The 20,988-nt window shown below is 59.3% G+C and carries 19 protein-coding genes and 2 tRNA genes; 9 read left to right on the forward strand and 12 right to left on the reverse strand.

Annotation, left to right across the window (positions count from 1 at the left end; translation table 11 throughout):
- Positions 1–29: 29 nt before the first annotated feature.
- The 6 genes from ACWXWJ_RS02835 to purD all read right to left on the reverse strand — a co-directional run bounded on the left by ACWXWJ_RS02835 (position 30) and on the right by purD (position 8,211).
- The gene (locus tag ACWXWJ_RS02835; protein ID WP_473963489.1) at positions 30–2,270 is read right to left on the reverse strand and encodes a S9 family peptidase; all 2,241 of its coding nucleotides are present in this window, start codon (positions 2,268–2,270) and stop codon (positions 30–32) included.
- Positions 2,271–2,327: 57 nt separating this feature from the next.
- On the reverse strand, positions 2,328–3,221 hold the full coding sequence (locus ACWXWJ_RS02840; RefSeq protein WP_448307106.1) for a phosphoribosylaminoimidazolesuccinocarboxamide synthase: 894 nt from the start codon (positions 3,219–3,221) through the stop codon (positions 2,328–2,330).
- A 98-nt stretch (positions 3,222–3,319) separates the two neighbouring features.
- Complete coding sequence (purB, locus tag ACWXWJ_RS02845; RefSeq protein WP_034973877.1) at positions 3,320–4,750, reverse strand: adenylosuccinate lyase; 1,431 nt, start codon at positions 4,748–4,750, stop codon at positions 3,320–3,322.
- A gap of 83 nt (positions 4,751–4,833) precedes the next feature.
- Positions 4,834–5,493 (reverse strand): potassium channel family protein, encoded by a 660-nt coding sequence (locus tag ACWXWJ_RS02850; RefSeq protein ID WP_034973876.1) that lies wholly within the window; start codon positions 5,491–5,493, stop codon positions 4,834–4,836.
- Positions 5,486–6,841, reverse strand: coding sequence for a potassium transporter TrkG (locus ACWXWJ_RS02855; protein ID WP_051893990.1), 1,356 nt, complete (start codon positions 6,839–6,841; stop codon positions 5,486–5,488). The genes ACWXWJ_RS02850 and ACWXWJ_RS02855 overlap by 8 nt, the downstream gene beginning before the upstream one ends.
- 113 nt (positions 6,842–6,954) lie before the next feature.
- The gene (purD, locus tag ACWXWJ_RS02860) at positions 6,955–8,211 is read right to left on the reverse strand and encodes a phosphoribosylamine--glycine ligase (RefSeq protein WP_473963490.1); all 1,257 of its coding nucleotides are present in this window, start codon (positions 8,209–8,211) and stop codon (positions 6,955–6,957) included.
- 64 nt (positions 8,212–8,275) lie between these two features.
- On the opposite strand from purD, the gene ACWXWJ_RS02865 reads away from it, so the two are divergent.
- Together ACWXWJ_RS02865 and ACWXWJ_RS02870 are read left to right on the forward strand one after the other, a co-directional pair.
- A complete protein-coding gene (locus ACWXWJ_RS02865) occupies positions 8,276–8,713 on the forward strand; it encodes an HIT family protein (RefSeq protein ID WP_473963491.1) in 438 nt (145 codons plus the stop codon).
- Between the two features lie 73 nt (positions 8,714–8,786).
- Positions 8,787–10,022, forward strand: a complete 1,236-nt coding sequence (locus ACWXWJ_RS02870; protein WP_473963492.1) for an esterase/lipase family protein — start codon at positions 8,787–8,789, stop codon at positions 10,020–10,022.
- A 21-nt stretch (positions 10,023–10,043) separates the two neighbouring features.
- Here the strand turns inward: ACWXWJ_RS02870 and ACWXWJ_RS02875 are convergent, their stop codons facing one another.
- Positions 10,044–11,672, reverse strand: coding sequence for a sensor histidine kinase (locus tag ACWXWJ_RS02875; protein WP_473963493.1), 1,629 nt, complete (start codon positions 11,670–11,672; stop codon positions 10,044–10,046).
- 22 nt (positions 11,673–11,694) lie between these two features.
- Entirely contained in the window at positions 11,695–12,402 is a 708-nt protein-coding gene (locus ACWXWJ_RS02880; RefSeq protein WP_293791104.1) for a response regulator transcription factor, read from the reverse strand.
- A gap of 159 nt (positions 12,403–12,561) precedes the next feature.
- On the opposite strand from ACWXWJ_RS02880, the gene ACWXWJ_RS02885 reads away from it, so the two are divergent.
- A complete protein-coding gene (locus tag ACWXWJ_RS02885) occupies positions 12,562–13,245 on the forward strand; it encodes a L,D-transpeptidase (protein ID WP_293791103.1) in 684 nt (227 codons plus the stop codon).
- Positions 13,246–13,344: 99 nt separating this feature from the next.
- Positions 13,345–13,854: a GNAT family N-acetyltransferase gene (locus ACWXWJ_RS02890; protein WP_293791102.1), complete on the forward strand. Its 510-nt coding sequence runs from the start codon at positions 13,345–13,347 to the stop codon at positions 13,852–13,854.
- 45 nt (positions 13,855–13,899) lie between these two features.
- On the opposite strand, the gene ACWXWJ_RS02895 is transcribed toward ACWXWJ_RS02890, so the two are convergent.
- From ACWXWJ_RS02895 to ACWXWJ_RS02905, 3 genes are all read right to left on the reverse strand, one after another.
- On the reverse strand, positions 13,900–14,628 hold the full coding sequence (locus ACWXWJ_RS02895; protein WP_473963494.1) for a hypothetical protein: 729 nt from the start codon (positions 14,626–14,628) through the stop codon (positions 13,900–13,902).
- 22 nt (positions 14,629–14,650) lie between these two features.
- Positions 14,651–14,724, reverse strand: a tRNA-Gly gene (locus tag ACWXWJ_RS02900).
- Positions 14,725–14,770: 46 nt separating this feature from the next.
- Positions 14,771–14,843, reverse strand: a tRNA-Thr gene (locus ACWXWJ_RS02905).
- Positions 14,844–15,023: 180 nt separating this feature from the next.
- Between ACWXWJ_RS02905 and thrE the strand changes: the two genes are divergently transcribed.
- The 5 genes from thrE to otsB all read left to right on the forward strand — a co-directional run bounded on the left by thrE (position 15,024) and on the right by otsB (position 19,914).
- Positions 15,024–16,619, forward strand: a complete 1,596-nt coding sequence (gene thrE, locus ACWXWJ_RS02910) for a threonine/serine exporter ThrE (RefSeq protein WP_473963495.1) — start codon at positions 15,024–15,026, stop codon at positions 16,617–16,619.
- 69 nt (positions 16,620–16,688) lie between these two features.
- Positions 16,689–17,066 carry a hypothetical protein gene (locus tag ACWXWJ_RS02915; protein ID WP_473963496.1) on the forward strand — a complete coding sequence of 126 codons (378 nt, stop codon included), beginning with the start codon at positions 16,689–16,691 and terminating at the stop codon, positions 17,064–17,066.
- Between the two features lie 43 nt (positions 17,067–17,109).
- The gene (locus ACWXWJ_RS02920) at positions 17,110–18,576 is read left to right on the forward strand and encodes an alpha,alpha-trehalose-phosphate synthase (UDP-forming) (RefSeq protein ID WP_473963497.1); all 1,467 of its coding nucleotides are present in this window, start codon (positions 17,110–17,112) and stop codon (positions 18,574–18,576) included.
- Positions 18,576–19,064, forward strand: coding sequence for an META domain-containing protein (locus tag ACWXWJ_RS02925; RefSeq protein WP_473963498.1), 489 nt, complete (start codon positions 18,576–18,578; stop codon positions 19,062–19,064). The genes ACWXWJ_RS02920 and ACWXWJ_RS02925 overlap by 1 nt, the downstream gene beginning before the upstream one ends.
- Positions 19,065–19,068: 4 nt before the next feature.
- A complete protein-coding gene (otsB, locus tag ACWXWJ_RS02930) occupies positions 19,069–19,914 on the forward strand; it encodes a trehalose-phosphatase (RefSeq protein ID WP_473963499.1) in 846 nt (281 codons plus the stop codon).
- Here the strand turns inward: otsB and ACWXWJ_RS02935 are convergent.
- Positions 19,879–20,988, reverse strand: a complete 1,110-nt coding sequence (locus tag ACWXWJ_RS02935) for a LacI family DNA-binding transcriptional regulator (protein ID WP_473963500.1) — start codon at positions 20,986–20,988, stop codon at positions 19,879–19,881. The genes otsB and ACWXWJ_RS02935 overlap by 36 nt on opposite strands.

A 20,988-nucleotide genomic window follows, 5' to 3' on the forward strand; every position in this document is an offset into this window, starting at 1 on the left:
CCTACATTTGGTTGTCGAGTTGTTGAAAGCTAGCCGAGCAGTTCGGTAGCTCCCATTTTGTCCAGTTCCCAGGCGGTCTCGAAGGCCGCTTGGCGCCATTTGGCATAGCGGCCAGAAACGCCACCATGGCCCGCTTCCATGTCGATGTGCAGTAGCACCCGATCTCGGGGATTATCGGCACCGTTACCCGACTTGTCGGCTCCCACCTCACGCAACTTGGCGACCCATTTCGCTGGCTCCACGTACAACACACGGGTGTCATTGAGGCTGGTCACAGCCAAAATCGGTGGGTAGGTCAGATCGGCGGAAACATTTTCGTAGGGCGCGTAGCCTGCCATGTAGTCATAGACTTCCGGGTCGTGGAACGGGTCTCCCCATTCATCCCATTCCGTCACGGTCAGTGGCAGTTCTGGCATGAGCATGCTCGTCAACGGATCCACGAAGGGAACGACAGCCTCAATGCCCGCAAAGCGATCCCCCGCCATGTTCGCCACTGCACCCATTAGCATGCCGCCAGCGGAGCCGCCCTCGGCCACCATCTGCTCACGGGTGGTCATTCCCTCGCGCAGCAAGTGGTCTGCGACGGCCACAAAGTCCGTAAACGTGTTTCGCTTTTCCAGCCCCTTGCCGTGGTCGTACCACAAACGCCCCATTTCGCCGCCGCCACGGACGTGCGCAATAGCGTATACCACGCCACGGTCTAGCATGGACAGACGGAACAGAGAGAACCCAGGGTCAATGCAGTTTTCGTAGGAGCCGTAACCGTACAGCAGCACCGGGTTCGGCTGGTTCACATCCACGTCCGTGCGGTGAATCAGGGAGACCGGAATGCGCGCACCGTCTTCGGCGGTCGCCCACAGCCGCTGGGAGGTGTACTGCGTGGGGTCGAACTCCCGGCCATCGGGATCGGCCAGCACCTGCTGCTCCTTGCGCAGGATCCTCTCGCCCGTTGCCAAGTCAATGTCGTAGACCCGGGGTGGCGTGGTGAAGGCAGTGTAGGCCACACGCAAAACCGGACTGTCCCATTCGCTATTGCCGACAGTGCCGACCCCACAGAGTTCCCCGGGGAATTCGATCCGTTCGAACTCGCCGAAGGCCGGGGTGGAAGACTCGCCGGTCGAGGTGTCGGCGTCACCAAGCTTCATGATGTAGCTGGTCTCCAGCGCATTTTCCCGAGCTTCGAGGACGATGTGGTCGCTGAAGACATCTACGCACTCCAGTCGCGCATCCTCACGGTGCGGCACTAGCGCTTGCACGTCGTTCCAAGAGGCGATCTGGCCAGTTGGGTGGTACCCGAGTTCACTGTTCGCACCTGTCTTGTTGTGCAGCACCAGCCACAGATCCTGACCACCCACGATTGCATGGTCCACCGCGTACTCCACATCAGACTCGCGCGGGATAATGCAGGTCAGCTCAGCATTCGGATCTTCCAGATCGAGGTACCACACGTCACTGGTCACCTTCGACCCCGTATGGACCAGCAGGTAACGCTCAGAGCGAGTGGTTGCCACGCCGGTCCAAAATCGTTCGTCGTCTTCGCGGTACACCAGCTCGTCTCTATCGACGCCCTCACCGACTGTATGGCGCCAGATCTCGTGTGGTCGCCACGCTTCATCGACACGCTGGTAGTACACGGTATCCTTACCGACCCAGGTGGCGCCGTAGAAGACGTCCTCGATCTCGTCTTCCAAGTCTTCCCCCGTCGTGAGGTCGCGGATGCGCAGGGTAAAGCGTTCGGAACCAGTCTCGTCGACCGAGTAAGCCAGGCGCGTGCCGTCTTTGGTGACGCTAGCCGCGCCCAGGCTGAAGAACTCTTTGCCTTCGGCGAGAGCGTTGCAATCCAGGAAGGTTTCCTCGCCCGGCGCGGGAGTGCCGGGTTCGATGGCCGGTGGGGTCCAGTCGTCCTTGTCCGTGATGGGAACCCGGCACATGGTGCCGTAACTCTTGCCCTCTTCGGTGCGGGAGAAGTACCACCAGCCCTCGGAACGGACCGGCAAGGACATGTCCGTCTCCTGCACGCGAGCCTTAACCTCATCGAAGAGTCGCTCCTGTAGGGGTTTGAGGTGGGCTGTCTGCTGGACGGTCCAGGCGTTTTCCGCCTCCAGGTGCTGGCGCACCTCGGGGTTGTCTTTCTCGCGCAGCCATTCGTAGTTATCCACGAACTCGCGGCCATGGAAGGTGCGGTTGTGCGGCACTTTCTTCGCAGTTGGCGGGGCGGTAATTGGATTGCTGTTTGTTTGGGGCGCGTCGTTAATAGGCATACGCGCCATGCTACTCAGACTAAGTAGTCAGGACTTTAAGCCCCTTTTGAGCCCGCTAGAAGGCCTTTAGACACACTGGCCGATCCAGTCGGAGAAGCGTTTGCCCGAGAGCTTCTCGTAGGCCTCGATGTAGCGGGAACGAGTCGCCTCCACAACAGAACCCGGCAGCGGCGGCGGGGGTGTGCCCTCCGACTTATCCCAGCCGGACTTCGGGCCAGTCAGCCAATTGCGCACGTACTGCTTGTCGAAGCTGGGCTGTACCTTGCCCTCTTCGTAGCCTTCGGCGGGCCAGTAGCGGGAAGAATCCGGGGTGAGAACCTCGTCGGCCAACACAAGGGTGCCGTCGGCATCCAGGCCGAACTCGAACTTGGTGTCCGCCAGGATCAGGCCGTGCTCCTCGGCGATAGCTGCGGCCTTCTTGTAGATGGCCAGGGTGGCGTCGCGCAGTTCGTTGGCGCGCTCCTCGCCCAACTCCTCAACAACGACGTCGAAGCTCACGTTCTCGTCGTGCTCGCCCAGCTCTGCCTTCGTCGCCGGGGTAAAGATCGGCTCCGGCAGGCGCGATGCCTCAACCAACCCCTCGGGTAGTTCCACACCACACACACTGCCGGTTTCCTGATATTCCTTCAGGCCGGAACCAGTCAGGTAGCCACGCGCCACGCACTCGAAGGGGATCATATCCAGCTTCTTACACAGCATGGCCCGGCCAAGAACGTACTCGGGGATCCGCTCGTCATCCAAAGCACCGGCCAGGTGGTTGGGGAAATCGAGCTCATCGAAGAAGAAGGCGCTCACGGCAGTGAGCACTCGTCCCTTGTCGGGGATTTCCGTTTCAAGGACGTAGTCATAAGCACTGATCCGGTCGCTGACAACCATCAACAGGTTATCCTCATCGACCTCGTAGATCTCTCGCACTTTACCTGCGGAATGATGCTCGTACTCGCACAGTTCTGGACGCATGAGTAGACAGTGTAGCCCTGTACTAGGCTTTTGACTATTTATGCCCAGAACCTTGCGGGCGATCAGCGTTTCCGCTGCTAGTGAATGCTTAGGATTCGCTAGAGAATCTCCCCCGGCGCATATGCCGCAGCCTCCGGGTGGCGCCCAGTGACATCCCCAATGCGTGCCAAGACTCGGGAAACCTGCGACTCTGCCGCGCCGATGAAGGCGTGGCGGTCAGCCAACGCGTCCTCAAGCTGCGGCTCATCCAGTGGGAAGCGGTCGTCGCTGGCAAGACGCTGCACCAGGTCTTGGTCACCACCGTTTTCGCGCATATTCAGCGCTACAGCCACGGCGTGCTCCTTAATTAGCTCGTGGGCCGTCTCGCGGCCTACTCCGGCGCGCACCGCGGCCATCAGGATGCGTGTAGTAGCCAGGAACGGCAAGTAGCGCTCCAGTTCGCGGTCGATCATCGCCGGGAAAACCCCGAACTCGTCCAGGACGGTCAGGAAGGTCTCACACATGCCGTCGAAGGTGAAGAAGGCGTCGGGAAGAGCAACACGGCGAACCACAGAGCAGAACACGTCGCCTTCATTCCACTGTGCACCGGCCAGATCCGCTGCCATGGTCAGGTAGCCGCGCAGCAGAATCTGCATTCCGCCTACGCGCTCGCAGGAGCGGGCGTTCATCTTGTGCGGCATCGCGGAAGAGCCAACCTGGCCTTCCTTGAAGCCTTCCGTGACGGTCTCGTTCCCCGCCATAAGGCGGATCGTCATTGACAGGGAGGACAGCGCGGCGCCAACCTGCACCAGGGCGCTTAGCGCGTCCATATCCAGGCTGCGTGGATAAACCTGTCCGACGGAGTCAAAGACCCGAGAGAAGCCCAGGTTTTCGGCGATGGTGCTCTCCAGCGCCGCCAACTTGGATTCGTCCCCGCCGACCAGATCCAGCATGTCCTGGCTGGTACCCATTGGGCCCTTGATGCCACGCAGCGGGTAGCGGTCCAGCAGATCCTCGATGCGCTCCAGCCCCACCAGTAGCTCATCCGCGGCGGAAGCAAAGCGCTTGCCCAAGGTAGTTGCCTGGGCGGCAACGTTGTGAGAACGGCCTGCCATCACCAGAGACTGGTTCTCGGCTGCCCGTCGGCCAATGCGCGCCAGCACGGCAACAGCCTTGTCGCGGGCGAGCTGTAGGGAGCTAAAGATCTGTAGCTGCTCCACGTTCTCCGTCAGGTCGCGGGAGGTCATGCCCTTGTGAATGTGCTCCTGGCCGGCCAGCGCATTGAACTCTTCAATACGCGCCTTCACATCGTGGCGGGTAACCTTCTCACGATCGGCGATGGAATCCAGGTTGACCTGGTCGATCACCTTTTCGTAGGCCGCGATAGCTTCGGCTGGAACATCCACTCCGAGGGATGCTTGGGCCTTCATGACTGAGATCCAGAGCTTACGCTCCATGATGATCTTGTCCTCTGGCGACCAGATGGCGGTCATCTCCGGAGAGGCGTAGCGATTGGCAAGGACGTTGGAAATCTTTTTCTTAGCAGGCACGCCCCCGAGTTTATGCGCACTGCATAATTTTCGGAATCCGCGCCCGCCCAGCGCCCGCCCCGGCCCTGCCTCGGCTCCGCAGGCTAACTATCCGCGAACTTGTCCAAATCCTTTACCCGCCCCGCGGCGATCAAAATATCGCCAGAGCGGATCACATAGCCTGCCGGCGGGGTGGAAAAGTTTTCGTCTGCGCAACGTACTGCGACGATCGCAATTCCCTCTGGGGTTTCCTCGATCTTGCGCCCGTGCATACACAACGGTGGCGCGAGCTTCGCCATGGCAAAGTCACTGTCGAATTCGATGTATTCCTGGATATGCCCTGCAATGAGGTGAGCCACGCGCCGTCCGGTGTCCCGCTCCGGGCGCACGACGTGGTGCACACCGATCTGTGTCAGGATCTTTGCGTGCGCCTGATTGTCGGCCTTAGCCCAGACGTTCGGTACGCCCAGATCCATCACGGCTGATGCTGTAAGTAGTGACGCCCCCATCTCCGAGCCGATACCGATCACAACTCGTTCTGCGTCTTGCACACCGAGCTGTCGCAGCGCGTCCTGGTCAGTTGTTTCTGCGATCACAGCGTGAGTCAGCAGCGGAGCAGCTTTCGCCACGACCGCTTCGTCAACGTCGATCCCCAGGACTTCCACACCAGATTGGACTAGCTCTTCCCCCAAAGCCATACCAAAACGACCGAGGCCGATGATGATAACTGGAGGATTACTTGGGCGGGAAAGGAACTTAGCCAATGAACGGCCTTTCTACTGGGAAGGAATAGAGGCGTTGATTAGTACGAGCAGCCAGCGCCGCGACCACAGTGATGGGGCCGATACGGCCAACGTACATCAGAACAACGAGCCATATACGGGCGAAATCAGGCAGGTCGGGGGTAATACCGGTAGTCAGCCCCACGGTAGCGAACGCCGAAATGACTTCAAACGTGATTTGGTGCGAGTGGTACTGAGGCAGCAGCAATTGCAGCCCCATGATGGATCCCGCGACGATCAGGAAGGCCATCATGAACACAGCCATGGCTTGGCGGACAATGCGTCCTGGAATACGCCTGCCGGCTACCAGCAACTGTTCGTCGCCGCGCACCTCCGCGATTAGCACTGCAACCAGCACCGCGGCGGTCGTCACCTTCACGCCACCTGCGGTACCGCCGGAACCACCGCCGATGAACATGAGGAAATCGGTCAGCATCAACGAGGAAGGACGCAAGCTCGAAAGATCGACCGAGTTGAAACCGGCAGTGCGGGAAGACACGGAGTGGAAAAACGCTGCCTGCACAGCCGACCAGGGTGACAGCTCACGGAGGCTATTCGTCCACTCCATCACTGCAAATCCAACTGTTCCAATTACCAGCAGAATAGCCGTGCCAATCAGGGTAAAGATCAAGGTCAGAGAGCGTGGGCGCTTCACGTTAGAGCGCCAACGTGCCCTGATTTCGAGGAGCACCGGGAAGCCCAAGCCACCGATGATAATGCCTGCAGCAATGGGCAGAATAATGCCCGCGTCATTGACATAGGGCACGAGGTTATTGGATCGCAGACCGAAGCCAGCGTTGTTGAACGCGGAGATCGCATGGAAAACGCCCTCCCACACTGCAGGCAGAAAGTCATAGCCGTACTGAGTGGCGAAACGAAGGGTGAGGATGATTGCGATGACCAGCTCAATTGCCAGGGAGAAGCCGACGGTGCCGAGGATGACGGTGCGAATTTCGCCAAGATCCCTTCCGCGTTGTTCCGCCGCAGCGCGTAGCCGCCCTTTGACGCCCATCCGTCCAGCGAGCACATAACTCACTACTGTGGCCAGTGTCATGATGCCGAGGCCACCCACCTGAATCAGCGACATGATTACCACTTGTCCGAAATGGGACCAGTAGGTGGCGGTATCCACAACCGTGAGCCCCGTAAGGCACGTGGCTGACGTTGCGGTAAATAGAGCGGTCGTGAATTCCGGGCTTTCCGGTCCGCTGCGTGCGATGGGCAGAAGAAGCAGCAGGGTGCCGGCAAAGATCAATAGCAGGAAGCTGACCGAGACCAGCTGTGCGGGGCTAAAACCTCGCCGACGATTATCGCCAGGGTGTGTAATCACAAGTCGCTACTTTAAACCTATTGCGCTAAGTGCGAAACCCTAACGGAATCTTTACACGAGAGTTTTCTCTCACACTTCTGCCGCAGTGAAAAACGTACGAAAATCACCCGTGCTTAGACGGAAATACGACCCTCAACTGCCGGAAGAGCGATATCCGTGCGGTAGTGCGAGCCTTCCAATTGGATTCCCTTTAGCGTGTCATATGCGTGCTCACGCGCTTCTGCGAGCGTGGCGCCGGTAGCGATGACGTTCAGCACGCGTCCGCCGGCGCTGACCAACTGACCGTCTTTTTCCGCTACGCCTGCGGCCAATACTCCGCGGGATTCGCTGCCTGGCTCTGCACCAGTGATCGGCTGGCCTGTGACGGGGCTGGCCGGATAGTTCTCTGTGGCCAGTACCACGGTCAGGGCGTAGCCTTCCTCCCACTCCAACGGTGGCAGTTGATCCAAGGTGCCCGTAGCCACTGCGTTCAGCACCTCGCCCAGCGGGGTCTTCAACAGGCGCAGCACCGCCTGGGTCTCCGGGTCGCCAAAGCGGCAGTTGAATTCCACCACAGCGGGTCCTTCACTACCCCAGGCCAGACCTGCGTACAGCAGGCCGTTGAAGGGCACGCCCTCAGCAACCATTTGTTTAGCAACGGGTTCGACTACCTCCGTCACAATGCGTTGCACGCCGTCCTCGGGCAGCCATGGCAGCGGGGTGTATGCGCCCATGCCGCCGGTATTCGGCCCTTCGTCGTTGTCTCCGACGCGTTTGTGGTCCTGGGCTGGCAGCAACGGAACAACTGTCTCGCCATCGACGAGGCAGAACAAGGAAACCTCGGGGCCGTCCAAGAAGCTTTCCAACAGCACGGGGTTGCCACCAGCATGTACGGCCTGGATGTGTTCCAAGGCCTCCGCCCGGTCGCCCGTGACTACGACGCCCTTACCGCCAGCCAGTCCATCGTCCTTGACGACATAAGTGGGGCCGAATTTGTCGAGGGTGGCGTCAATAAAAGAATCGCTAGACCCGACGGGGACGGCGACGGCCTCAGCCGTACGGACCTGCGCCTTGGCCATGATGTCTTTCGCGAAGGCCTTCGAGCCCTCAATCTTTGCCGCAGCAGCCGACGGGCCGAACGCTGCGAATCCCGCGGCGCGTAGCTCATCGGCTACACCGGCTACTAGGGGAATCTCAGGGCCGATCACCACAAGGTCTGCCTCGATCTCCCGAGCCAGCTCTACCGGATCACCCTCTGCATGCACAGTGGCTACTGCTGTCATGCCGGCGTTACCCGGGCTCACGTGTACCTGCTCGACGGATGGATCCTGGGACAGGGAATAAGCCAGCGCGTGCTCGCGGGCACCGCTGCCGATTACAAGAATGCGCATGGTTCCCAGTCTAGCGAAGCTGACCCCCACCACCAGAAAGGTTTAACGCGCTAACATCGGCAGCATGGCTACGGTATTCACGAAAATCCTGAACGGTGAGATCCCCGGTCGCATCGTTTACCGCGACGAAACAGCAGCAGCGTTTTTGACCATCGAGCCCGCGGCCTATGGCCACACGCTGGTCGTACCGGTTAAGGAGGTCGACCGATGGACCGATTTGGACGCGGCTACCTGGGCGCACTGTAACGAAATTGCCCAGCTGGTGGGCAAGGCCGTGGTGGATGGTTTTGACGCCCCGCGGGCCGGCTACCTCATTGCCGGTTTCGAGGTGCCACATGCCCATATCCACATTTTCCCGGCCTCTGACATGTCCGGCTATAGCCTGCAAAATGTGATGCGGATGGATGAGACTGATCCGGAAAAGATGGATGAGTCCGCCGACAAGATCCGCAAGGGGCTGCTTGCCCAGGGAGTAGACGAGGCGAAGGTTCCTTCCGCTTAGACCCAATCCAGCTCTAGCTATACATCAGCTACACGCCCCAGCACCCTCGACGATTTATCGCGGTGGATAACCAGTGGAAAACGACAGCAAAGCCGACGACGCTCACGACATCGCAACCCCGAAGGTTGGCTCGGAAGTTGACCCGGAACTCGACCTTGAGGAATTAGCCGAGGTTGATCCCCCAGCGGGCGCAGCCGTGGAAGCTGAAATGAAAGAAACTGCGGATGGTGGTTCCGCCGCCAGCCCCGGCAGTTTCGACAGTTACGACGGTTACAACAACGGTGACGGTGACGCCGACTATGATCCTGTCAACGCCGGTGATGTCATTGGTGAGGGGCCGGACAATCGCAGCTGGTTGAGCCGTCTCGGTAGCGGGATGGCCAGCGGTATCTCCAGTACCGGCCGCTTCCTCTGGGATATTCCCGGACGGATGAGCCGCCCTCAACTACCGCAGCTACGCGGCGCCATCCCCGATCCGCCGCTTGGCGCCCGCCAGGTCTCCCCCGGCTATGCCGACGACCTTTGGCAAGCACGCCCCACCATTGATCGCCCTTATCCTGTGATCCTTATCCACGGAACCATCAGTTCGAAAAATGTCTGGCAGAACCTGGTTCTGCGCCTACGTGAGGACGACTTCGTGGTGTTCAGTCCGGACTACGGTGTGCATGGCACCCAGGACATTCCCACTTCCGCCCAGGACATTGGCGCCTATATTGAACAGGTTTTGGCCGCCACGGGGGCGGAGGCTGTGGACATTGTGGGGCATTCCCAAGGCGGATTGCTGGCACGCTATTGGATCAATGAGCTCGGTGGTGAGGACTATGTCCACCACCTCATCACTCTCGGCGCCCCACACCAGGGCACCACACTCATGGGCATGCTCGGCAATATGTTCACAACCGACATGAGCCAGCGCGTGGCAGCCGCCACTATTCGGCGGATCTTCGGCGCAGCGGGTATGCAACAGGTCATTGGTTCGCCATTGATGGAGACGCTTGCCGCGTCCCCTGAGACCCGCAATCACATTCGATACACCTGCTACGCCACGCGGAACGACGCGACCGTCGTACCCCACGAAAACGCTTTCCTGGGTGACCGCCAGCCCACGGTCCCCAGCGACCATGAAGATTTTCACCTCGAAGACGGCCATTCGAACGATACAGGCGAGGCCATCATCACGAATTACTTCTTACAGGATCTCGGCGTATCCAAATGTAAGCATGAGGAATTACCAACTAATCCGGATGTGCAGGACATCGTCCACTTGGCATTGCTCGACGGCCTAGAAGAACACGATACGGAGGCTTAGCCCCCGTACTCTCCCCGAACGCTATTCCGCCTCGGGAGCCTCAGGCAGTTCGATGCGGAACCGTGTGCCCTCGCCTACTGTGCTATCCACGGAGACTGTTCCACCATGTGCAGCCACCAGCCCCTTAACGATCGACAGCCCCAGACCCGAACCACCCGAAGCACGGGAGCGTGACACGTCCGGGCGGTAGAACCGTTCAAATAGGTGCGGCAGATCCTCCTCCGGGATGCCTTGCCCGTTATCCTCCACGTCTACGATCACACGGCCATCGCGTTGATCCAGACGCAGAGTCACTTCCGCATCCTCTCCGGCATGCCGCAGAGCATTGGTAACCAAATTGCCGAATACCTGGTGCAACCGGTTCACGTCGCCAATAACCAGGGGTACCTCTCCCGTTTCATTGACCACATGTACCATGCGGTTCGAGAAACCTGCACGCGCTGACTCTGCTGTTTCCAGCACTAGTTCCAGCATGTCCACCCGTGCTTTGTCCAATGGGCGCCCCTCGTCCATGCGGACCAGTGCCAGGAGATCCTCGACCAGTAGACTCATGCGGCCAGCCTCTTCGGAAATGCGGTCGATGACCATGGGGGCGTCATCAGTAGCACCGGATTGGTACAGCTCCGCGTAGCCTCGCACCGACGTCAGCGGGGTGCGCAGTTCATGCGAGGCGTCGCCGATGAAACGGCGCATCGATGCCTCAGATTTGCGCGCCTGCTTCTCCGAAGCGCCGATGGCCACGAATGCCGCTTGAATCTGTGCGAGCATTTTATTGAGAGCCTGCGCAAGCCGTCCGACCTCCGTGTTGGGTCGCCAGTTCGGGACGCGCTGCCCGAGGTCGCCGTTCGAAATTTTTGACGCCGTCAGTTCCACCTCGTTCAACGGGCGTAACGCGCGACGAACCAGATACATCGACGCCAGAATGACGAATGCGATCACCGTCAAGCCGATAAGTACCTGAAGTAGGACGAGGCGGGAAATAATGTGCTCTTCTTCCTCCAGCGGCAATGCAACGATAGTGATCGTCCCATCATCGTTTCGGAAGCTAGTGGCCCGCCAACTGATACGAGAACCGGAATCCTCGCGGGAACCGACGGTGACAGGCATGGTCGGTTTGCCCAGCCCGCGAATTTCGGGGCGAGCTGTCACGGGAGAGTTGAAGTATTCGTAGGAAATATTGTCGTCAACTACCAAGACATAAAAGTCGCTCGGCGGTCGGGTTACTCCGGTGACGGGATTCGGAAGCTGCTGGTTAAGCACGCCGAAGCCTTCGAGGCCGAGGGAGTGTCCGCTTGAGGAACCAGCGATCCCGTCGGATTCTAGTTCATTCTGAGTATCGCTATTGTTTTGTTCGCTCTGCGTACCGCTGTTTCCGTCGACCAGGCCCGATCTGTGAGCCCAACCATTCGTGGCCTGATCCAGCTGCTCGTCGACTCTTTGGATCAGGAAGCGCTGCAGGGTGGTGGTCACAGATACGCCAGAAACCGTTAAGCCCATCGCAACCAAGACGGCGATGACCACGACCAATGAGATTCGTAGCGGGTAATGGGAAAGGAAATGCCCCGGATGCCCCGAACGCACCGGGACGGCTGATGCAGGGGAAGCGGGGTTGACTGCAGAATTTGCAGAGGAATTTGCAGGTGACGACATAGAAATGCGCAGAATCTAAAAACTAAGACCGCGGCTTGCGAAGCACATACCCCACGCCACGCACTGTCTGGATCAGGTGGGGCTCTTCCTTATCAATTTTGCGACGCAGGTAGGAGACATAGGATTCGACAACATTGCCGTCCCCACCGAAGTCGTAATTCCACACGTGATCCAGGATCTTGGACTTGCTCAGCACAACCTCGGCGTTGATCATCAGGTAGCGCAAGAGTTTGAATTCAGTCGGGGAAAGATCGACGACCTCACCAGCTTTGGTGACCTCATGCATGTCGTCATTGAGGGTGATGTCCTCGTAGGTAATGAGACTGGATTCCCGCTCATCGTCCGGAGAGACTCGGCGCAGGATCACCCGCAGCCGGGTAATCACTTCTTCGAGGCTAAAAGGCTTGGTCACATAATCATCTGCACCGATTGTGAGGCCGTGGATACGATCTTCCACTCCATCCTTGGCTGTAAGGAAGAGCACCGGAGCTTCGTGACCGGCGTCGCGGAGCTTGTTTAGCAGAGTAAATCCATCCATGCTGGGCATCATCACGTCCAGGATGAATGCATCCGGCTTGTAAGTATTCGCCAGTGCCAGTGCGTCCTGGCCGTTGTCGGCCGTTTCAACGTCGAAACCTTGAAACTTCAGGCTCACTTTGAGGAGATCAGAAATATTGGCCTCGTCATCGACAACGAGTACCTTCACCGGCTGATTGTTTGGCATGGTCATGCACCTCATTGTGCTGCAGAGAATTAGCGTCTGTCTGCATGATAGCTGGATGTCAGCTGTGAACAATGTAGAGGTTTAGCTACCTCTTGCAGTCCATAATTCCTAAAGAAATCCTCATTCAGTACGCCTTTTAAGAGTTAGACCCATTAAGCTGTGCCTATGACGAAATCTACCTCTCACTCTCTCCGCCGCCGCATCGCTGCTGTCGGTGCTGCAACCATGATGGCAGCAACCCTGGGCACCGGCGCTGCGTCCGCTGCTCCCCTCGGTTCCTCCCAGCAAGACATCAACAACATCGTTCTAGGTGCACGCGACAACGTCCACAACGGAACCCGTGGACTGCCGGCACCTGTCCGTGGCCAGATCAATCGCGCAGCTGACGACGCTGCAAACTTCCTCGCCCCTGGCGCCCTGGCTGCTCGCGAGCGCGCCAACAAGCCAGCGCCACGTCCGGCTCCTGCCCCGAAGCACCGCCCCGCCCCGGCTCCGCGCAAGAGCCCGTGCCCGGCTAACGCCCGTGGCTGCGTAAGCCTGCGCGATCAAACTGCATGGCTGCAGCGTGGCGGCAAGACCAGCTACGGCCCGGTGAAGGTTTCCACCGGCAAGCGTGGCTACGAGACCCCGAAGGGCTGGCACGTTATCACCCGCAAGGTGAAGAACGAGGTTTCCCGCACCTACGGCAACGCCCCGATGCCATACTCCGTGTACTTCACTAACAACGGCCACGCCTTCCACCAGGGCTCCCCGAACGTGATGTCTCACGGCTGCATCCACCTGGCCGCCCCTCACGCTCAGAACTTCTTCAACGCTCTGAACGTCGGCGACCGGATCTACATTTACTAAGATCCCCTGCCGGCTCCTGGCCGTCGCCGGCGCATACTCCCACCCCCAGCGCGAGCACCACGCTTCGCCCTGGGGGTTTGTTTCGCTACGCTGAGATATATGACTTCTCACGCTGATTCCCCCATTGAGTTCACGTTTCGTCGAGCGGTCGAAGCCGACCGTCCATTCATCCACAAAATGAACGAGGAAACGGATACCTGGGGTGACCCGGAGCGGGGATTTTCGGAGACGTTCGACGAGGACACTGTCTTTTATGTGGATGGCTGGACTGAGGGACAAGGTGGCGTCATCGTCGAAGAAAACGGCGAGGCCATCGGCGCTGCGTGGTTGCTTGACTCTTCAAAAGAGCATCATGGTTACGGGTTTGTCTCCGAGGAATATCCAGAGGTAGCAATCGCCATGGCGCCTGGCAACACAGGCAAGGGGTTGGGTACAAAGCTAATGCAAGCTGTACTTGACCAAGCAAAGGCAGACGGCAAGCCGGGAGTAAGCCTTTGCGTGGTGTTTGGCAACGACCGGGCGAAGCACGTGTACGAGAAGATCGGTTATGTCGACAAGGGCGTGGACGAGGCCGAGCACGCGCACGTCATGCTGTACACCTTCGACTAGAAAAGGTGCCGGGGTAGACTCCGAGCCCGGGTTGCACCGGTGCTACTAGGATTCGCTTGGTGGCACAGCAAGGCTGGCTAGGTATTCCTCCGGGGTTTCAAAGAGATCGTCCCATCCTTCCTCTAGGATGCTGTGCGGCTGCCAGACCATTCGAACAGAAATAGGCCCCGTAGTGAGCCCCTTTGCAGTGCTATCCCATACGGGATGCAAACCGTTGCACTTCAGCGAATCGATAATGACTTGCGCCGCCTCTTCCACCTGCTCCGTCATCGACCGGACATAGAAATCGATGCTTACTTCCTGAAAATCAATCCCGTCTGCCATTTCGAAGGGGATCAGCGCTTCGCCGAGCTCATCGCCATCACTTTCGCTCGATCCCCAGTCATCAAAAACCAAGACTTCTACCCTTTTGGCTCGCATTTCCAGGATGGAACAGTACAGTCGGTCAAAATCGGTAGTCGCGAGAGCCCATGCTTCCATTTCAGCATTCAACTGCTGAGCTATATCAGCCAGGTATTCATTGGCGAAGTCATAAAGTGTCGTCTTTTCTTTCCCATGAACACCTTCTTCCCGGACTGGCAGTTGCTTTAATCGCTGCTCCCAATCGTCAGGAAAGTACAGTTCTACTTGGGGATTAACAAGATCGTTTGCAAGCCGGGCGAGACTTGATGTTCCAGATATAAGCTCATTGCGAAGCCAAAGGTTTAGCTTTTGAGCTTCCTCTACAGACAGTAAATCTGCGATTCTTTGTGGTGAGTGTTGATTGTTAGTCACACCAAAAGAGTACCCCTGAATTTGGAGCCGGCGACGAGAATCGAACTCGCACTCTCAGCTTGGGAAGCTGATGTTCTACCACTAAACTACGCCGGCGTTTCTGGCAACGGAGTGGCGCTTTAGGCCACACCGGATCCAGATGAGCTGGAGACGAGACTTGAACTCGCAACCTACGGTTTACAAGACCGTTGCGCTACCGATTGCGCCACTCCAGCAACAATCCATCTTCGAAGTCCGCAAGAAACAACGCCCCTTGCAGATGATGGACTTTCCCAGCCTAGCAAGCGATCCGCGAGAACATTAAAACGGTCCCGGCATTTCACCGTTGAGCTGGGCAAATGTGCGCCTGTGAAAACTCTTTCGCCCCCATGTACGGTATGAGGGTGTCTAGTTTCATGTCGAGGGCGTTAAAGAAGAGCTCTGACCTGCTTTTTTCTGGCAACAGAGCGACCATCGATGCTATCCGCCTAGCTCCGCCACCGTCACCACTGGCGCCGGTGGATCTTTCCGACCCGGTAAAGACTCATGCGGTAATGGATCTCGCCGCCCGAATCGGCGATCAACTCCTCACCGCAGGCAGCAGCAACTCAGATGCGAAGGCGCAGATCCGAAGCATCATGAGCGCCTACGGCCTGAACAACACCCACGTCGACATCACGTTGAACACGATCTACATCTACTCGCGTTTCAACGAGAACACTCCCCCGACAAACATGTTTCGCGTTGTGCGGCAGCTGTCTACAGATTTCTCCCGTATCACAGAGGTCGATCGCCTAATCCGCTCGATCGTTGCGGGAGCCACCCCGTTGGAAATGGCACAGAAGATTCTCTTCGACATTGAGACTTCCCTGCTGCCGTATAGGAACCGTTATGCACTGGCCAGCTGGGGCGGGTTCGCGGCTGCCGTCGCGTTGCTGCTCGGCGGTGGTTGGGCCGTGGCCATCGTCGCAGGTATCACAACGATCTTCACGATGTTTGCGAATGCCTGGTTGGCTTCGAAGTCCTTGCCGTTGTTCTTCCAAAACGTGTTGGGTGGTTTCGCCGCCGTAATTCCCGCAGCCGTCACCTACTCGATTGCGGATCGAATCGATTTCTACTTGCCACCTTCATTGATCATCGGTTCCTCGATCGTTGCGCTACTCGCAGGTTTGACGCTAGTTCAGGCGCTACAGGACGGAATCACTGGCGCCCCGGTCACATCGGCCGCCCGCTTCTACGAAACGTTGCTTCAAACCGGCGGCATCATCACTGGCATTGCAGCTGGTATTCAGATGATGGCCATTATGGGCATTACCCTGCCGCCGCTGGACACGACGCATACATCGGGCGTGCTGGGGTCTGTGACAATTCAGATCATCTCCGGTGCTGTCGCCACGGGATTCTTCTGCAGTGCGTGCTTCTGTGAGCGCCGCGCCACGGTAGTCGCAAGTCTGACTGCGTTGATCGCTTCACTCGCCCTGTTCAGCGTGACGACTTTATTGGAATGGCCCGGTACCTTCGGCATTGCCCTGGCCGCGCTGGTTGTCGGCCTGGCCGGTGGTCTGCTCTCCCGTCGCTATATGATTCCTCCGCAGATCACCGCGGCTGCTGGCATCACGCCTTTCCTGCCCGGTTTGGCGTTGTACCGTGGCATGAGTTCGGTGCTCAACGACCAATTCGTAGTCGGTATGTCTAACCTCGGTTTCGCGCTGACTACCGCCACTGCACTGGCTGCTGGCGTGGTGCTCGGCGAATGGATCGCCCGCCGTATTCGCCGTCCGCGGATCCTACATCGCTACCAGCAGTTCCGACGCCCCAACGTGGGTTCGCGCCGAGCACCCCAGCAGAAGCCACGGATGGGCACAGATGGACGCGTTCGCCAGCCGCTGCACTGGCGTCGCCGCCGAAGGAGCACGTCAAAGAGTATGTGGCAGTTGGATAGTGAAATGCGGGCGTCAGAAGGCGAACTCGAGAAACAACAAGACCACCCGACAGGAACGAGCGAACAGTAAATCGCGTAAAATATCTAAAGTTGAGACTTAAGTTCCGTACGTCGACTGTGTAGAAATGGGGTCAGGCTCGTGCCTCCGAAGGTCACCGACAACCGTTCCGCTAATAATGAATCCCTGCATGCGGTGGAAGCAGAAACGGCTCAGGCTGCGCAGCGCATCGTTGCGACCTACTCCGAGGACTTCCTCGATGCAGCGACCTTGATGTGCATGCTGGGCGTGGAGCCGGAGGGGCTAATCCACCGCCGCGTGGTCGCTGAACTGGAAGAAGCGGAGCAGGAGGCCAAGAAATCCACCCGCAAGACCACCAAGAAGTCGGCGAAGAAGACTGCGAAAAAGACGACAAAGAAGGCCGCGGCAAAGAAGGCCGCGGCAAAGAAGTCGACGAAGAAGACCGCCAAGAAGTCCACCAAGAAAACGGCGAAGAAGGCAACCAAGGCCAGCGAGTAGGTCGCCGTTTGTTAACGCCTCTTGCTGATACGGAGTGACCGCCATGCAATCCGATTTTTTGGTTGTTGCTAATCGCCTTCCCGTCGATCGCAACGTCAACGACTCCACCGGTGAGGTCACATGGGTGCCCTCACCGGGCGGGCTGGTCACCGCTCTCAAGCCGGTTCTGGAATCCAACCGTGGGGCGTGGATCGGCTGGCCAGGAGCAACCGATGAGGTTCGCTTAGAGGACATGCCGTCGCCGGAGGAAGCCGGGATCCATATGATTCCCGTGAACCTCGACGCGGATGATTTTTCCCAGTTTTACGAGGGCTTTTCCAACGCCACCCTGTGGCCCCTTTATCACGACCTGATCGTGCACCCCACCTACGATAAAGACTGGTGGGAGCGCTATCAGCAGGTGAATCAAAGATTTGCCCAGGCTGCGGCGGATAAGGCCGCAAAGAATGCAACGGTGTGGGTGCAGGACTACCAACTGCACCTAGTTCCCGGCCAGCTGCGCGAGATGCGCGACGATGTCTGCATCGGCTTTTTCCTGCATATCCCCTTCCCCGCCCCAGAGTTGTTCCGCCAGCTGCCATGGCGCCGCCAGGTGCTAGAAGGCACCCTGGGCGCGGACGTGGTGGGGTTCCACACGCAGGATTCCGCCCGGAACTTTATGGTGGCGCTGCGGGCGATGAATTACTCGGTGCAGATCGTGGATGATTCTGAGTCTGCTAATTTCCTGCGCGGGGCTCGCTTGCCCGAAGAGGCACAGGTGGTGGGCAGTGTCACTCTGGACACAGGGCGTGTGGTGAAGGTGGGAGTTTTCCCGATCTCCATCGACACCGCCAAGGTAAATGCCCAAGCCAACCAGCCCGATGTGTTGGCACAAGCCAGTGATCTACGTGCCCGCCTGGGTAACCCGAAGGTGCTGATCGCGGGCGTGGATCGATTGGACTACACCAAAGGCATCCAGCACCGACTGGAGGCCATAGAGTTCCTACTGGATTCTGGGCGTTTGGCGCCGGAGGATATAGCGATGGTGCAGGTCGCCACCCCGTCTCGCGAGCGACTAGACGATTATCAGCGCACTCGCCAGCAGGTCGAGGCCATTGTCTCCCGCATCAATGGCAACCACGGCAGCCTGGGACGTTCCCTGATCCACTACATGCACTCCGGTTTGCCCTTCGAACAGATCGTCGCGCTGTACTCCGCCGCGGATGTCATGCTCATTACTCCGCTAAAGGATGGCATGAATCTGGTGGCCAAGGAATACGTAGCCTGCCACTCGGATGGTTCGGGGGCGCTGGTGCTCTCGGAGTTCGCAGGCGCGGCCACACAGTTGGTGCAGGCCTACCTGTGTAATCCGCATGACATTGAGTCCATCGCAGACGCACTACAACGAGCCATCGAGGACGAGCCGAAGGATAAAATCCGCCGGATGCGCGAAATGTGGTCTCACCTACAGGAACACGATGTCAACCGCTGGGCCGATGCATTCCTGCAGCAGCTGCGGGAGGTGGAGTGATGCGCAGGAGTCGCACCACCGCCCTCGTGGTCTTAGGGCTCAGCGCAACCGGACTGACCGGCCTTGCTGCCTGCTCCGATTCGGAGGCACCGCTGGGCAACTCCCAATGGCAGGTCTCGGCTATCTACGATACGGATGCGCGTGGGGGCCTGCTGCCGGATGCCCAGCAAGGCCGCAGCTTCCTGGTTTTCGGTGAGGATTCGCTGACCGGTGCGAGCGGCTGCGTGCACCTTTCCGGTCACGTGGAGTGGAAGGAAGGTGGCATGCGGATTAGCGAGTTCTCCTCTTCCCCCATCGACGGAGCCCAGTGTCTCCCCGGCGATGAGGATACGGCCGACCGTCTGAAGGCAGTCCTCAACGACCAGGATCTCACCTACACCCGCCCCTCCGAGAACTTCCTCAAACTCAAGCAGCCCGCCCCAGAGGACAAGCAGGATTGGGAGTCTATTCCTGCGGTCGAGTTCCTCAGCGGCCCGAAGGACGGCTAGTGCCATGGATGGATCGTTTCTACCTTTACTTTCTGACGCCGACATCTCCGAGCTCGCCGCCACCCCAGACCTACTGGTAGCGATGGATTTCGACGGCACCCTGGCTCACTTCTCGGACGAGCCCGAGGGAGTGCACGCTGTCCCCGGCGCTATGGAGGCGCTAGTGGGGCTGGCGCAGCTTCCGCATACCGAGGCAATGGTGATTTCTGGGCGCAATCTGGAGTTGCTGACGGCCGCAACGATGCTGCCAGTGGAAGGTCCGGTACACCTTGTGGGCAGCCATGGCGCGGAGCCTGCCGACGGCGGGGCTGCGCCTTTGAGCGCGGAGCAGGCGACTTGGCTGGGAGAGCTGCGCGACCACGCAGAAGCGATCGCGACCGAGCATGAGGGAGCCTGGGTTGAGGTCAAGCCTCTGGCAGTTGGATTGCATACCCGACTGGTGCCGGATAAGGAGCTGGCCGGGTGGCTCAACCAACGGCTGGCGGACTTCGCGGCCACCAGCGATCTTTCCCAGGTGACGTGGGGTAAAGACATTTTGGAAGTCGCGGTAGACAAGACCACCAAGGGCTCGTACATCGAGGGCTTCCGCGGCGCCTACGCGGCCCGGAATGGCCGCAACCTGCGGGTGCTTTTTGCCGGGGATGATACGACGGATGAGACTGTGCTTTCCACGTTGTACTACTCTCCCGCCACCGCTCAGCCCTCAGCACAGTCCGCCCCGCCTGCGGATGTGGGCATTCGCGTCGGCGGCGGTGAAACCTCCGCTACCCACCGTTTGGATACCCCGGAGGATGTCCGGGACTTCCTGCAGGATCTACTGCGGCGGCGCGACGGACGTTCCGCGGATTAGCTCAGTTTCCAACAGCACGGTGGGCGTCTCCGCCCGTTGCGCGGGCTTGGCCGGGTTGTCATTCAACCGCTGCTCGATGAGTTCAGCGAGCATGTTGCCGCTCTCCAGGCCCTTGTCTTTGCTGGGTTGGCGGACGGTGGTGATGTGGGCGTCAATAGCTTCAGGAATACCGTCAAACCCTGTCACGGAAAGCTGGCCGGGTACGTCGATGCGCTGCTTTTCTGCGTAGCGCAGCACTCCGAGGGCTTGTGAGTCCGTGGTGCACGCCACCGCAGTGAGCTCCGGGTTGGCTGCGAGCAGCTCCTCGGCAGCTTCGTAGGCAGTCTGAGGGTTGTTGATATGCCGCTCGACGATAGGTGGCTCGGAGATCCCCGCCTCGCGGAGCACGTCCAGAATGCCAAGCAGGCGAGAGCGCTGCACATGCATGTGCGCCCCCTCAATGCGTTCTGTGGGAACCGGCCCGTTGTTTGGCACGCGATCCAAACGGATACATAGCACGCCGATGCGGGTATGCCCGGCCTCCACAAGAGCGCGGATGGCGGGCTTGATGGCCTCGCGGTCGTCAATTCCCACGAAAGGATCGCCGGCGCCGGCGGGTTGGTCACACACCACGGTCGGCAGTCCGCGGTTGCGCACGGCGGCGAGGTACGGGTCGTCGCCCGCCACCGAGTAGACGATGAAGCCGTCGACGCTGGCCTGGTTCACCAGCTGTGCGGGGCGATCGGCGCTGGGGTTATCGTCCACGCCCGCGGGGATCAACAGCATGGAGGCATCCATCGACCCACAGCTCACCGACACGCCAGAGACGAACTCCAGCGACGCCTGATCTTCGAACGCGTACGGCAGCTCCTCGGTCAGCAGCACGCCGATCGCCCCCGCTCGGCGCGTGCGCAGCGAACGCGCCATCGGGTCTGGCCCGGGGTAGCCGAGTTTCGCCGCGACGTGCAGGATCTTGTCCCGCAACTCGGGCGAAAGCTGATCCGGGCGGTTGTATGCGTTCGAAACTGTGGTGCGCGAAACGCCCAGTTCGGCCGCGATGGAGGCCAAGGTGCCGCGCCGTGCTGGTCTATTCAT

The sequence above is a fragment of the Corynebacterium sp. p3-SID1761 genome (assembly GCF_055862885.1).